Here is a 13,622-nt window from a genome sequence, read left to right as displayed (position 1 = left end):
GGACGGAGGATGCCGGTCATGTCTCCGGAGATCTCATCGGGTACGTGCACGTGGGAGCACGGCGACTCTAGTCGCCGATCGGGGGCGGCCGTGGCCTGATGTCGTGAGGCGGCACGCTAGCGCATCCGGCCCCCAGGTCTGCGCAGGGGGGTGAACACCCAGGTCATCTTGGGTTCCAGCGCCCAGCTCATGCACCGGACGACCGGCCTGGTGCACAGCGCCGTCCCGGCCGCGACCGCGCCGCCGAGCACGATGGCGACGCCGGGCACGGTGTGCATCCAGTCCGCGTCCCACCAGCCGGTGAAGTCCAGCAGGCGGATGACGAACCCGTGCAGCAGGTAGGCGTACAGCGTCGCCGCGCCGAGCCCGGTGAACCAGTGCCGGCGGCGCGGGATCTGCGTGAGGAACGCGGCGACGAGGACCATCGCGCAGGCGAACATGGCGAGCCGCATCAGCGTGCCGGTGACGTTGCCGACGCCCATCTCGGCGTGCGCGTGCTTCCAGTAGATCCAGTTCCGCGACATGCGGTCCATGGCGAGGTAGGCGCCGCCGAGCCCGGCGGCCAGCACGACCGCGCCGATCGGCCGCGCGACCGGCTTCTTCAGCAGCTCGAAGTGGTGCGGCTTCAGCGTGAGCCCGAGGACGTAGAACGGCAGCAGCCCCAGCACCCGGTGGATGTCGAACGTTCCACCGAGATCGCTCATGTACGACAGCAGCGCGAACCCCACCGCGACCGCGAGCGGCCAGCGGATCTGCTGCCAGACCGGTGTGGAGAGCCGCCACATGAACAGCGCGCAAAGAAACCACGTCAGGTAGTACGGGTTCAGCAGGCTGATCTCCAGCTCATTGCGTCCGGCGAGCCAGTCGTACAGCGAGTAGGCGAATTCGAACACCACGTAGGGGACGCCGACATTGGTGATGAGTTTTCGGGCCTTGCCGCCGGCGAACGTCCAGTTCCGGGAGAAGTAGCCGGTGATCACGATGAACAGCGGCATGTGGAACATGTAGACGAAGATGTACAGACCCTTCGCCAGCGGGACGTTCTGCAGGTTGGCCAGGGAATGCCCCGCCACGACCAGGAGGATGGCGAAGTACTTCGCGTTGTCGAAGAACGGGTCGCGCTGCTTGCGCTGACCTTCCGCGGAGCCCCGCGCCTCCGGGACGCCGTCAGGCCCGTCCGGGGAGGGCCCCGGTGCCTCCGGGACCAGACCCGCCGCAGGGTCCTCGATGAGCGGCCGGTCGTCACGCTGTGCCGTCTCGGCCCCGGAGGGCCTGGTGGTAGAGCTCATACGGGGTGCCCGGTCACGTCTCCTTGCAGATGTTGTCGCTGGCGCGGATCTCGCCCTGTTGCTTGGGGATGCCGCCGCCCGCGCTCTTCAGGTTCGTCCAGTCGCTGCCGACGATCAGGTCCACGACGCCGGGGGTGCCGCCGCTGGTGCGCGCGGCGGGCAGCGGCTTGCTCGGGATCAGCGCGGCGAGCGACCGGGCCTGCTGGTCGGCACCGGAACCGTACATCACCTTGGTGGCGGACGTGGGCGCGGAGGCGTTTCCGCCGACCGTGACGTGGAAGCCCTGCGACTCCAGGTCGTCGGCGACGCGGCCGGCCTGACCGTCGATGCCGCTGCCGTTGTAGACCCGCACCCGGATCTGGCTCGGCGGGATCTTCACGTCGCCGGGCTTCTCTTCCTTGGGGATGGTCTTGTCGTTGCGGACGGCCGCGAAGAACGGCTGCGCGCCGGCGTTGAGCGCCACGCGGTTCGGGTCCTGCGGGTCCGGCCCGGACGGGACGGTCACGAACCGCAGCTTGCCGGAGGTCATGCCCTGCATCTCTTTGGCGATGTCCATCATGACCTGCGGCGTCAGTTCCTTGTCGGTGGTGAGCGACTTGGTGACCGCGTTCATCAGGTCGAGGAGCTTCTTGGGGTTGCTGAGCACGCCGGCGCTCATCGCCTTGTTGGCGAGCGCGCCCATGAACTTCTGCTGCCGCTTGATGCGGTCGAGGTCGGAGCCGTCCCCGAGGCCGTGCCGGACGCGCACGTACGCCAGCGCCTGCTCGCCCTTGATGTTGTGCTGGCCCTTGCCGAGCCTGAGCTTCGACTTCGGGTCGTTGACGGCCCTCGGCAGGCACACCGGGACGCCGCCGACCGCGTTCGTGATGGCCTTGAACCCGTTGAAGTCGACCTGCATGAAGTGGTCGACGCGGACGTTGGAGATGCTCTCGATCGTCTTGATGACGCAGGTCGCGCCGCCGTTGGTGAACGCCGAGTTGATCTGCGCGCGGGCCTGCGCCGGGATGATCTGGCCCTTCCTGCCCTTGCAGGACGGCATCCGCACCATGAGGTCGCGGGGGAAGCTGATGCCCATCGCCTGGCCGCCGCCGGGGGACAGGTGCAGCAGGATCATCGTGTCCGAGCGGGGCGGCTCGCCCTTCATCGACCGGCCGTACTTGGCGTTGGCGCCCTCGCGGGTGTCGGACCCGAGCAGCAGGATGTTCAGCGCGCCGTTCAGCTTCTTCGGCCGGTTCGGCCCGAGCTGGGCGTTGACGTCCTCGTGCGCGATGTTCCCGAACGCCCTGCGGTACAGGCCGTAGGCGGTGAGGGAGCCGGCCACCATGACCGCCGACAGCCCGATGCACACCCATCCGAGGATGCGCCAGCCGCGTCGAGGCGCCGCCGACTGCTGCCGCGGATCGGCGTCGTCGACGTACTCCATGTACATCGGGTTGCTGTTCATCGGCTCCGAGGTCCGGGGTGCGGCCCGCTTTCGGGGGTCTGGATGGGCGTCGGGTGGGCAGGACGTCTGGTCTGGTGGGCAGGGCGTGTGATGGGCACGGGGCGTCGTCCGAGCAAGGGAAGCGTAGGTCAGGCGAGCCGGCGCGGGGACCCGGATGGGTCATTCCGTCCGGGCGGGCCGGCCACCACCGTCACATGTTCCAGGGTCAGGCGTCGATCTAGTGCGGCTTTGTCGAAGTTTCGTTGGATTATGACGGAAGCACCCGAGGCTAGTGGTGCGAGCAAGCCGGTCAGTACCCCGTCCAATGTGGTGAACGGCATGTCAACCAGAAGGCGGTCCCGCGCGTCCAGATCCCATTTTTCGGCCGCGTCACGGGCCGCGCCGACCAGGTCGGCCGCGCTGAATGTGGCCTTTGTCACAGTGAGCGCGGGCGTCTCCGGCGTCGTTTCCGGCCCCGGGACGAACCTGTCCCCGTAAGCGCGGACCTCCAGGGCGTAGTCGGTGACACCGGTCGGGCAGTCCGCGAGCGGGCCGCCGAGCGCGTGCAGCGACAGCCCGACGAGCTCCTCGGCCCCGCCCGTCCGCGCGTCGTCCGCGATCACGTCCAGCACCTCCTGTGCCGCCGCCAGGAGGTACGGCCCGGAGGTGTCGGACGGTTCAGCGGACGCGCCGTTCCGCACCGCTTCCGGGTCGACGGGCTCCGCCACCAGGCCCGCCGACCAGCACGCCATCAGCCACACGGCCGTCTGCCAGTGCGGCGGCAGGACGAGCGCCACCCGCGTGCCGGGTTCGGCGGCGAGACCGTCCACCAGGAAGTTCGCCGTCTTGGCGACCCAGTTGTCGAACGTCCGGGCGGACAGCTCGACGCGCTCGCCCGTCGCGTCGTCGTAGAAGGTCACCAGCGGGCTGGACGGGTCGTCCGCCACCCGCCGCCGCAACAGCTCGGCGGGCCCGGTGTGTGCGCTCATGGGTCAGAGCGTATGCCCGCATGATCGTCCTGGAGCCATCACCCGGCCGGTGCCGCTACGCTCCGCACGGAACAGGGAGTCTTCACGGGGCGGAGTTCATGGACGCGGGTCGGCTGCTCGTGCGGGTCACGGTGGCCCCGGCACTGCTCATCGCGGCGTGGCTGGCCGTCTCGCTGCCGCTGCTGATGGCGGGCGCGTTCCGTCCCGTCCCGGCGGTCGCGCTGTTCGTGCCCGCCGCGGTGGTCGCGCTGCGGCTCGGGCTCCGGGGCCGGACGGACGAGGCGTTCCGCGACGTGCCCTGGTGGCCGGTCGCCGCCGTGCTCGCGATCACGGCGGCGTTCCTGGTGCTCCAGGTCGTGATGTGCTCGGAGCAGATCATCGTCCGCCGCGACCCGGCGTCCTACGTGCAGTACGCGGCCTGGCTGAAGAACGACGGATCGTTGCCGATCCCGCTGATGGAGCAGGCGTTCGGCGGCCCCGACCGGGCGCTGCGCTTCGAGAGCCCCGCGTTCTACCAGCACGACGGCGCGATCGTCCCGCAGTTCATGGCGGGGCTGCCGCTGGTGCTGGCGCTCGGCGGCTGGATCGGCGGCACGCACGGCATGCTGCTGATGGCGCCGCTGCTCGGCGCGTGCTGCGTCCTCGCGTTCGCCGGGCTGGTCGCGCGGCTCGCCGGGCCCCGCTGGGCGCCCGCCGGGGCGCTGCTGCTGGCGCTGACGCTGCCGATGCTCTACGTCTCCCGCAGCACTTTCAGCGAGCTGCCCGCGATCGTCCTGCTGCTGGGCGGGCTGTCGCTGATGCACGACGCCCGGCGGGAGGACGGGCGGCTCGCCGACCTGAAGGCGTTCCTGGCGGGCCTGGCGCTCGGGCTCATCGTGCTCGTCCGCATCGACGGGCTCCGGGACGTCCTCCCGGTCTTCGTCTTCGCGGGGTTCTACGTGGCGCGCAGGCGAGGCATCGGGTACTGGACGGGCGGCGGGCTCCTGCTCGGCGTCGGCGCGGGGCTGGTGCAGGGCTTCACGATGTCGCGTCCGTACCTGACGTATCTGGGCCCGTCCCTGAACCCGCTGCTGGCCATCGCAGCGGCGGTCGTCGCGGCGACGGGGATCATGGTGGCGCTGCTGCGCTGGGACCGGACGGGCCCGCGCCTCCGCCTCGCCGGGGCGGCCATCGCGCGCGGGAGGGCGCCGGGCGCCGCCGCCGTCCTGACCGTGCTGGTGATGCTCGGGTTCGCGCTCCGGCCGCTGGCGCAGACCGTGCGGCGGGCTCCGGCCACGCGCGATGACGAGCTGAACGTCCAGTTCATCGAGACCGTCCAGAAGATCCAGTACCTTCCGGTGGACGGCACCCGCCAGTACTCGGAGCAATCGCTGTACTGGGTGTCCTGGTACATCGGCATCCCGGCGCTGCTGTTCGCGACGCTCGGCGCGGCGCTGCTGGCGCGGCGGCTCATGCGCGGGCACGCCCCGGAGTGGCTGCTGCCCTACGCCATGATCGTCTGGACGACCACGCAGGTGCTGATCAGGCCCGGGATCACGCCCGACCATCCGTGGGCGTCCCGGCGGCTGATCGGGCTGGTCATCCCCGGCCTGCTGCTGTTCACCGTGTTCGCGTCGGCGTGGACGGTGAAGCGCGTCCGCCGCCTCGGGTACGGGCGGCGGCTGGTCCGGACGGGCGCGGTCGCCGGCGTCGTGGGGATGCTCGTCCCGATCGCGGTGACGTCCGGCGGCTTCCTGGCGACCCGGACGGAGCAGCACGAGGTCGCCGCCGTCGACGGCATGTGCGCCGCGCTGCGGCCGCGCGGTTCCGTCGTGGTCGTGGAACGCTCGACCGCCGACCGCTTCCTGCAGGTCGTCCGGGGCATGTGCGGGCTGCCCGCCGCGCGCACCACCGGCGGCGCCGCGCCCGCCGACGTCAAGCGCGTCGCCGCCGCCGTCACCGCCGCCGGGCGGCGCCCGGTGATCATGGCGGCGAAGCGGGAGCAGGTCGCGCCGTACGGGACGCCGCGGCGGGTCATGTACCTGACGACCCGGCAGGACGGACGCACCCTCGCGGACCCGCCCGGCGGGACGTGGGGCCTGATCGTGGAGGTCTGGATCGCCGAGCCGGAGCGGGGTTGAGGCGACGAGGCCCGTCCGGGCGAGTATCCTCGCGCTGCGTGAGCACCCAGTCTGCCGAGCCGACGCACCAGCCCGCTCCCGAGACCGCGACGCAACCGCCGCCCGCGCACGTGCCCGATCCCGCCTCGGAGTTCGAGGTGGACGCCGCGTACGTGCCCGCGCCCGCGGCCGTTCCCGAGGCCGCGGATCCGGCGTCCGGGCCCGTCCACGTCACGATCGTCCTGCCCTGCTACAACGAGCAGGACCACGTGATCGACGAGGTCGAGCGCATCTGCAAGGCGATGGACAGCAGCGGCAAGACCTACGAGCTGCTCGCGGTGGACGACTGCTCCACCGACGCCACGCTCGCCCGGCTGGAGGATGCGGCGCCGCGCTTCCCGAACATGCGGGTCATGGCGTTCCAGCACAACAGCGGGTCCGGCACCGTGCGGCGCATCGGCTCGCAGCAGGCCCGCGGCGAGATCGTCGTGTGGACCGACGCCGACATGTCCTACCCGAACGAGCGGATCCCCGAGCTCGTGGACGTCCTGGACGCCGACCCGTCCGTCGACCAGGTCGTCGGGGCGCGGACGAGCGAGGAGGGCTCGCACAAGGCGCTGCGCGTGCCCGCGAAGTGGTTCATCCGGAAGGTCGCCGAGCGGCTCACCAACACCAGGATCCCCGACCTGAACTCGGGGCTGCGCGCGTTCCGCCGCGAGGTGTCGCTGCCGTACCTGCGGCTGCTGCCGCCCGGCTTCTCCTGCGTGACGACGATCACGATCGCGTTCCTGTCGAACCAGCACCCGGTCCGGTACCTGCCGATCGACTACGCCAAGCGGGCCGGGAAGTCGAAGTTCCACTTCACGAAGGACGCCTACCGCTACATCCTGCAGGTGCTGCGGATGGTGATGTACTTCAACCCGCTCAAGGTGCTGATGCCGCCCGCGCTGTGGCTGATCGTGATCGGGCTGCTCAAGGGCGTGTTCGACATGGTGGTGCACTTCGGCTACTTCGCCAACAACACCATCATGATCTTCGTGACGGGGTTGATCATCGCGTCGCTGGCGCTGCTCGCGGACCTGATCGTCCGGTCGCGCGGCGACGTCTAGCGGACGCGGGATGCGCATCGCGATCGTCGGCCCGGCCTTCCCCTACAAGGGCGGCGGCGCCCACCACACCACCGAGCTGGCGCACCGGCTGGCCGCCGCCGGGCACGACGTGGTCATCGAGTCGTGGCGGGCCCAGTACCCCGGGTTCCTGTACCCGGGGCAGCAGACGATCTCCGAGCCGGAGGGCGAGCCGTTCCCCGGCACCCGCCGCCGGCTCGACTGGCGCCGCCCGGACGGCTGGTGGCGCACCGGCCGCGCGCTGCGCTCCTGCGATCTGGTCGTCCTGGCGGTGCTGACCCCGATCCAGGTCCCCTCCTACCTGGGAATCCTGGCCGGCCTCCGGCGCCCAAAGGTGTTTCCGGGGGGTGTGGGGGGTCGTCCCCCCTCGGGAAGAACGCCGGTGGTGGCGCTGTGCCACAACGTCCTGCCGCACGAGCGCAAGCCGTACGACGAGCCGCTGATGAAGCGGCTGCTGCGCGGCGTCGACGGCGTCCTCGTCCATTCCGAGGCGCAGGCGGATCTGGCGCGCACGCTCACGGAACGTCCGGTGCGCGTCGCGGAGATGCCCGCCCACCTGCCGACGGCGGAGGCCCCGGTGCAGCACGACGCCAAGGTCAGGCGCCGGTTGCTGTTCTTCGGGATCGTCCGCCCGTACAAGGGCCTGGACGTCCTGCTCCGCGCTCTCGCGGAAGGCCCGGACGACGTCGCGCTGACCGTCGCGGGCGAGTTCTGGGGCGGCCTGGACGACACGCGCGAGCTCATCGGGTCACTCGACCTGGCGTCCCGCGTGGAACTGCGCCCGGGGTACGTCCCGGCCGCGGACGTTCCGGGCCTGTTCGCCGCCGCCGACGCGCTCGTCCTCCCCTACCGGACGGCCACCGCGTCGCAGAACGTCTGGATGGCCCACGAGCACGGCCTTCCGGTGATCGCCACCGATGTCGGCGGTTTCGCCGCGCAGATCCGCGACGGGGTGGACGGTCTGGTCTGCACGCCCGACGACGTCGCGTCCCTGGCCGCCGCCCTGCGCCGCTTCTACTCGCCGGGGGAGCCGGAGCGCCTGCGCTCCGGCGTCCGCCCGGTCGACCACGGCCCGCTGTGGGCCGCTTATCTGGACGCCCTCCTGCAGTTCACGGGCGGGGCGCTCAGAGGTGGGGCTCGATGACCTTCAGCAGGGCCCGCTTCGGCTTGGCGCCGACGACCTGCTCCACGACCTCGCCCTTTTTGAACAGCAGCAGGGTCGGCAGGCCCATCACGCCGAACTTGGTGGGCGTGTCCGGGTTCGCGTCGTAGTCCAGCTTCGCGATCTTGATCTTGCCGTCCTGCTCCGCCGCGATCTGCTCGAGCACGGGGGCGATCATGCGGCAGGGCCCGCACCAGTCGGCCCAGAAGTCGACCAGTACCGGGGTGTCGCTGCTGAGGACCTCGTCCGCGAACGTCGCGTCGGTCACGGTGATGGGGGCCGTCACGGTCCCTCCTTCGTAGGCTGCGTACCCCTCACAAGCTCTTTGGACGGCGGTTCATTCCCGGCGTCCGGGCCCCCGTCCGGCCTGGTCCGGCCGAGGAGGAACGCGACGCCCGCGTTGATCAGGTCGGCGGCGGTCAGCAGCACGCGGGACGCGATCGCGACGACGACCGGCGCGCCCGCCGGCAGCACCGGTGTCAGCACCACCGTCAGCGCGGCCTCCCGCGCCCCGATGCCGCCCGGAGCGATGAACACCAGGAAGCCCGCGACGAACGCCAGCGCGTACGCGCCCGTCGCGACGAACGGGAGCCCCTTCCCGTCACCGCCCACCGCCAGGCACAGCAGCCACGTGTGGACGCCGAAGAGGGCCCATCCGAGGACCGTCCAGCCGATCGCCTTCAGCGTGACGCCGAGGCTCACCGGGTGCTCCAGCGCCGGCCGCCTGATGATCTTGAGCATCAGGCTCAGGCACCACGTCACGACCCTCGGGTGCAGCAGGGCCAGCAGGGCGGGCGCCAGCAGGAACAGGGGCCAGTAGGCATCGCGCGCCGTGGTGGACGTCAGCGGCAGCGTGACCGCCGCGACCGCGAGCCCGCACGCCACCGACGTCGCCACCGCCAGCAGCGTCGATCCGAAGCTGCGCTCCGGCGGCACCTTGTGCTCGCGCGTCATCTCGATCTGCGTGACCAGCGCCCACACCTTGCCCGGCACGTACTTGCCGAGCTGGGAGATCCCCGAGATCCGGAAGATGGCCCGCACCGGCAGCGGCGAGCCGAGGCCGCCGAGGAACTCCCGCCAGCCCAGCATCCAGGCGAAGAGCCCCGCCAGGCCCACGGCCAGCGCCCCGGCGAGCGTCGCCCACGACATCTGCCGGAACGCCTCGACGGTCGCGTCCCATTGGGACGCGACGCTGTAGGCGCAGAAGGCCAGCGCGAGCATCACCAGCAGCGCGCGCACGGCCCGCACGGCGACGACCTTCATCTTCACGCGCCCAGCGTAGGCGAACGTGGCCGCGCGACCCGCCGGGCGTCCTACAGTTGGGAACGATGAAGATTTCGGATGTGGTCGCCTTCATGGGCCACCAGGTGCACGTGTGCCGGTACCGCGAGGCGGGGACGCTCCTCGCCTGGATGGGCCGCGACCTGCACGGCAAGCGAGTTCTGGACGTCGCCGGCGGCGACGGCTACTGGGCCGGCCAGGCCCGCAGGCGCGGCGCGGACGCCGTCTCGATCGACCTGGCCCGCGGCAAGATGGAGTACGGCCGGACGCTCGCGCACGCGCCCGCGCTGATCGAATGCGACGCGCTGCGCCTCCCGTTCGGCGACGGCTCGTTCGACGCGATCCTGTCCGTCTGCGCGATCGAGCACTTCGACGACGGCGGCAGGTCGCTGGACGAGATGGCGCGCGTCCTCAAGCCCGGCGGCGAGATCTTCATGTCCGCCGACGTGCTGAGCCGCGCCGACGCGTGGCCGAAGCTGCGGGACGCCCACAAGGCCAAGTACCACGTCCAGCACACCTACACGCACGACAGCCTCAGCGAGCTGATGGACGAGCGGGGCCTCGACCTGGTCAGGCACAGCTACCAGTTCCGCACGGCCGCGACCGAGCGGCTCTACCTGTCGCTGTCCACCTACGGCGGGAAGGTCGGTTTCAACGCGGCCGCGCCGCTGACGCCCCTGGTCGCGCTGGCCGACCGCAAGGCCCCGAACGAACGGGGAAGCATCGTCTTGGTTCAGGCCCGCAAACGCTGAATGAGGTCCCGCAAAGCGGGCATCGGCGGGCGTAGGCTCGAACTGTAAAGGGTGATCTACGCCACCGCGCTGGATGGGGGAGTGGACCGTGGCGCCTCGGATTCTGCTCGACGCCACCGCCGTGCCGGCCGACCGCGGCGGGCTCGGCCGGTACGTCGACGGCCTGCTGGTCGCCCTGCACGCGCAGGGCGCCGATCTCGCCGTCGCGTGCCAGCGCGCCGACGAGAAACGCTACGAGGGCCTCGTGCCCGGCGCGCGTGTGGTGGCGGGCCCGGCGACGCTGTCGCACCGCGCCACCCGCCTGGCCTGGGAGCAGTCGGGCCTGCCGCACGTGGCCGAACGCGTCGCCGCGGACGTCATCCACCTGCCGACGTACACGATGCCGGTGAGCGCGGTGCTGCCGACGGTCGTGACGATCCACGACGTCACGCTGTTCGCCGAGCCCGAGGTGCACGACCCCGTCCGGACCAGCTACATCAAGTCCGCGACCCGCACCGCCGCGCGCCGCGCCACCCGGCTGATCGCGCCGTCCCGGGCGACCCGCGACGAGCTGGTCCGCGTCCTGCACGCCGACGCGACCCACATCGACGTCGCGTACCACGGCGTCGACCACGACGTGTTCCACCGGCCGTCCGAGGCGGAGATCAAGCACGTCTCCGACCGGCTCGGCCTCCACGGCAGCCCCTACGTCGCGTACCTGGGCGCGCTCGAACCGCGCAAGAACGTCCCGAACCTGATCCGCGGCTGGGTCCTGGCCTGCAAGGGCCGTCCCGACCCGCCCGCGCTCGTCCTCGCGGGCGGCGGAGGCTGGGACGACGAGGTCGACGCGGCGCTCGCCACCGTTCCGCTCGACCTGCGCGTCCTGCGCCCCGGCTACCTGCCGTGGCCGGTCCTTCCCGGCTTCTTCGGCGGCGCCCTGGTCGTCGCGCACCCGAGCCGCGGCGAGGGCTTCGGCCTGCCCGTCCTGGAGGCCATGTCGTGCGGCGCGCCCGTCCTCACCACGCGCCGGGGGCCGCTCCCCGAGGTCGGCGGCGACGCGGTCGCCTACACCGAGACGGAACCGTCCGAGATCGGCACCGCCCTCGGCGGCCTCATCGACGACCCGTCCCGCCGCGCCGAGCTGGCCGAGGCCGCGCACACCCGCTCGCTGCAGTTCTCGTGGTCCTCGTCCGCGAGGGACCACATGGCCTCCTACCAGCGGGCCGTGGACACGTCCCGCTAGGCTCGCTGCACCCCCAGAAAGGAACCGAGTGGAAGCGATCCTCCTGGTGGGAGGACAGGGCACCCGCCTGCGCCCCCTGACCATCTCCACCCCGAAGCCGCTCCTCCCCACGGCCGGCGTGGCGTTCCTGGCCCACCAGCTCGCCCGCGCCCACGCGGCGGGCGTCGACCGCATCGTGTTCGCCACGTCGTACCGGGCCGAGATGTTCGAGGCGGCCTTCGGCGTCCACGCCCACGGCGTCGACCTCGCCTACGTCAGCGAGGACGAGCCGCTCGGCACGGGCGGCGCCATCCGCAACGCGTCCCGCGCCCTCACCGGCGGCCCGGACGACCCCGTCCTGATCCTCAACGGCGACATCCTGTCCGGCCACGACGTGCGCGCCCAGGTCAAGCTGCACGAGGAGTCCGGCGCGGCGGTGACGCTCCACCTCACCGAGGTCGACGACCCGTCCCGCTTCGGCTGCGTGCCGACCGACTCCGCCGGGCGGGTCACCGCCTTCCTGGAGAAGACGCCCCATCCGGTGACGAACCAGATCAACGCCGGGTGCTACGTGTTCCGCCGCTCCGCCATCGACGCGATCCCCGAGGACGAGGTGGTCTCCGTCGAGCGCGCGACGTTCCCCTCGCTCATCGCGTCCGGCGCGATCGTGATGGGGCACGTGGAGTCGGGCTACTGGCTGGACGTCGGCACCCCGGAGGCGTTCGTCCAGGGTTCGCGCGATCTCGTCCTGGGCGCGCTGTCCTCACCCGCGATGCCCGGCGAACCGGGCGAGCGGCTCACCCTTCCCGGCGCGGCCGTCGCGCCGGGCGCCGTCGTCCGGGGCGGCACCACCGTGGGCCGGAACGCGGTGATCGAATCCGGCGCCACGGTGATCGGCAGCGTCCTGCTGGACGACGCGTCCGTGGCCGAGGGCGCGACCGTCCGCGACTCCGTCCTGAGCCGCGGCGCCCGCGTCGGGCCCGGGGCCGTCCTGGACGGCGTCGTTCTCGGCGACGGCGCGGTCGTCGGCCCCGGCAACGAACTGCGTGCCGGCCTCCGCGTCTGGCCCGGCGTGGAACTCCCGCCGACCGCCATCCGCTTCTCCGCCGACGCCTGATGGCCGCCGCGACCCCTCTCCGCACCTGCGAGCCGCACTTTGCTTGATTCATCGTCCGGGCCGCCGCCGTCCGGTGCGGCCGGGGAGAAGACCGCTGGGCGTCTCCCCGGCCGGACCCGGGAATGGCGGCCCCATTGGCCGCTCGACCTGCTGGACGTGCTGTCCCCGCACCGGCGAGGTTCCGGCGACCCGGCGTTCCGGGTCGAGCGGGACGGTTCGGTGTGGCGTGCGTCGCACACGCCGGAGGGGCCGGGAACGGTGCGGCTCGGGTGGAGCGGGGACGTCGTGGAGGCGACCGCCTGGGGAGCCGGGGCGGACTGGCTGCTGGACGGGGTGCCCGAGCTACTCGGGGCCGCCGACGAGCCGGACGGGTTCGTCCCGCTGCACGACGTCGTCCGGGAGCAGGCGCTGCGGCGGCCCGGGCTGCGCATCGGGCGGACGCGGCGCGTCTTCGAGGCGCTCGTCCCGGCGGTGATGGAGCAGAAGGTGCTCGGGCAGGAGGCGTGGCGCGGCTGGCGGTACCTGCTGCGGAGGTTCGGGGAGCCCGCGCCCGGCGCGCCGCACATGCGGGTTCCGCCGCCGCCCGGGGTGTGGGTCCGGATTCCCTCGTGGGAGTGGCACCGGTCCGGACTGGAGGCCGTCCGGGCCCGGACGATCATCGGCGCCGCGCGCGTCGCCGGGCGGCTGGAGGAGGACGCCGGGGAGGCGCGGCTGCGGTCGCTGCCGGGCATCGGGGTCTGGACGGCCGCCGAGATCAGGCAGCGGGCGGCCGGCGATCCCGACGCCGTCTCCGTCGGCGACTACCATCTGCCCGGCCTGGTGGGCTGGGCGCTGGTGGGCCGCAAGGTCGACGACGCCGGGATGCTCGAACTGCTGGAGCCCTATGCCGGTCATCGCTACCGGGTCACCCGGCTGCTGGAATCGTCCGGCAGGCGTCCGCCGAGGCGCGGCCCTCGGTTGCCCGTCCGGGACTACCGGTCGTTCTGACCGGGTCCGGGGCCGGACGGCGGCGCAGCCGGAAGTTGTCGGGGGTCCAGTCGAGGCCGTCGCGGCTGTCGGCTCCGAACAGGGGGCCGAGGACGGCGAGTGCGGTGAAGATGCCGAGCACGTACAGCATGGGTCCTGTCCTTTGGGATCGCAGTTAAGGAGCGTTCCCGCGCGGGGCGATCGGCTTGGGCGGGG

At 72.0% G+C, this 13,622-nt stretch carries 12 protein-coding genes; 7 read left to right on the top strand and 5 right to left on the bottom strand.

Features of this window, described 5'->3' with window-relative positions:
- Positions 1 to 116: 116 nt before the first annotated feature.
- The 3 genes from ETD83_RS06160 to ETD83_RS06150 all read right to left on the bottom strand — a co-directional run bounded on the left by ETD83_RS06160 (position 117) and on the right by ETD83_RS06150 (position 3,701).
- On the bottom strand, positions 117 to 1,289 hold the full coding sequence (locus tag ETD83_RS06160) for an acyltransferase family protein (protein WP_138644070.1): 1,173 nt from the start codon (positions 1,287 to 1,289) through the stop codon (positions 117 to 119).
- A gap of 13 nt (positions 1,290 to 1,302) precedes the next feature.
- Positions 1,303 to 2,733, bottom strand: a complete 1,431-nt coding sequence (locus tag ETD83_RS06155; RefSeq protein WP_138644069.1) for an LCP family protein — start codon at positions 2,731 to 2,733, stop codon at positions 1,303 to 1,305.
- A 128-nt stretch (positions 2,734 to 2,861) separates the two neighbouring features.
- The gene (locus ETD83_RS06150) at positions 2,862 to 3,701 is read right to left on the bottom strand and encodes a TIGR03089 family protein (RefSeq protein WP_138644068.1); all 840 of its coding nucleotides are present in this window, start codon (positions 3,699 to 3,701) and stop codon (positions 2,862 to 2,864) included.
- Between the two features lie 98 nt (positions 3,702 to 3,799).
- Between ETD83_RS06150 and ETD83_RS06145 the strand changes: the two genes are divergently transcribed.
- From ETD83_RS06145 to ETD83_RS06135, 3 genes are all read left to right on the top strand, one after another.
- On the top strand, positions 3,800 to 5,821 hold the full coding sequence (locus ETD83_RS06145; protein ID WP_138644067.1) for a hypothetical protein: 2,022 nt from the start codon (positions 3,800 to 3,802) through the stop codon (positions 5,819 to 5,821).
- Between the two features lie 152 nt (positions 5,822 to 5,973).
- Positions 5,974 to 6,909, top strand: a complete 936-nt coding sequence (locus ETD83_RS06140) for a glycosyltransferase family 2 protein (protein WP_230420721.1) — start codon at positions 5,974 to 5,976, stop codon at positions 6,907 to 6,909.
- A 10-nt stretch (positions 6,910 to 6,919) separates the two neighbouring features.
- Entirely contained in the window at positions 6,920 to 8,071 is a 1,152-nt protein-coding gene (locus ETD83_RS06135) for a glycosyltransferase family 4 protein (RefSeq protein WP_138644065.1), read from the top strand.
- Here ETD83_RS06135 and trxA read toward each other — a convergent pair.
- Positions 8,052 to 8,375 (bottom strand): thioredoxin, encoded by a 324-nt coding sequence (trxA, locus tag ETD83_RS06130; RefSeq protein WP_138644064.1) that lies wholly within the window; start codon positions 8,373 to 8,375, stop codon positions 8,052 to 8,054. The genes ETD83_RS06135 and trxA overlap by 20 nt on opposite strands.
- A complete protein-coding gene (locus ETD83_RS06125; RefSeq protein ID WP_230420720.1) occupies positions 8,372 to 9,352 on the bottom strand; it encodes a lysylphosphatidylglycerol synthase transmembrane domain-containing protein in 981 nt (326 codons plus the stop codon). The genes trxA and ETD83_RS06125 overlap by 4 nt, the downstream gene beginning before the upstream one ends.
- Before the next feature lie 65 nt (positions 9,353 to 9,417).
- On the opposite strand from ETD83_RS06125, the gene ETD83_RS06120 reads away from it, so the two are divergent.
- From ETD83_RS06120 to ETD83_RS06105, 4 genes are all read left to right on the top strand, one after another.
- Positions 9,418 to 10,122 carry a class I SAM-dependent methyltransferase gene (locus ETD83_RS06120; RefSeq protein ID WP_138644063.1) on the top strand — a complete coding sequence of 235 codons (705 nt, stop codon included), beginning with the start codon at positions 9,418 to 9,420 and terminating at the stop codon, positions 10,120 to 10,122.
- A gap of 88 nt (positions 10,123 to 10,210) precedes the next feature.
- Positions 10,211 to 11,344, top strand: coding sequence for a glycosyltransferase family 4 protein (locus tag ETD83_RS06115; protein ID WP_138644062.1), 1,134 nt, complete (start codon positions 10,211 to 10,213; stop codon positions 11,342 to 11,344).
- Positions 11,345 to 11,372: 28 nt separating this feature from the next.
- Entirely contained in the window at positions 11,373 to 12,440 is a 1,068-nt protein-coding gene (gene manB, locus ETD83_RS45255) for a mannose-1-phosphate guanylyltransferase (RefSeq protein ID WP_138644061.1), read from the top strand.
- A 39-nt stretch (positions 12,441 to 12,479) separates the two neighbouring features.
- Positions 12,480 to 13,427, top strand: a complete 948-nt coding sequence (locus ETD83_RS06105; RefSeq protein ID WP_329602676.1) for a DNA-3-methyladenine glycosylase family protein — start codon at positions 12,480 to 12,482, stop codon at positions 13,425 to 13,427.
- Positions 13,428 to 13,622 lie beyond the last annotated feature (195 nt).

The sequence above is a fragment of the Actinomadura soli genome, from assembly GCF_005889715.1.
In the GTDB taxonomy this organism is placed as follows: Bacteria; Actinomycetota; Actinomycetes; order Streptosporangiales; family Streptosporangiaceae; genus Spirillospora; species Spirillospora soli.
This window is presented reverse-complemented; position numbering and strand designations above follow the sequence as displayed.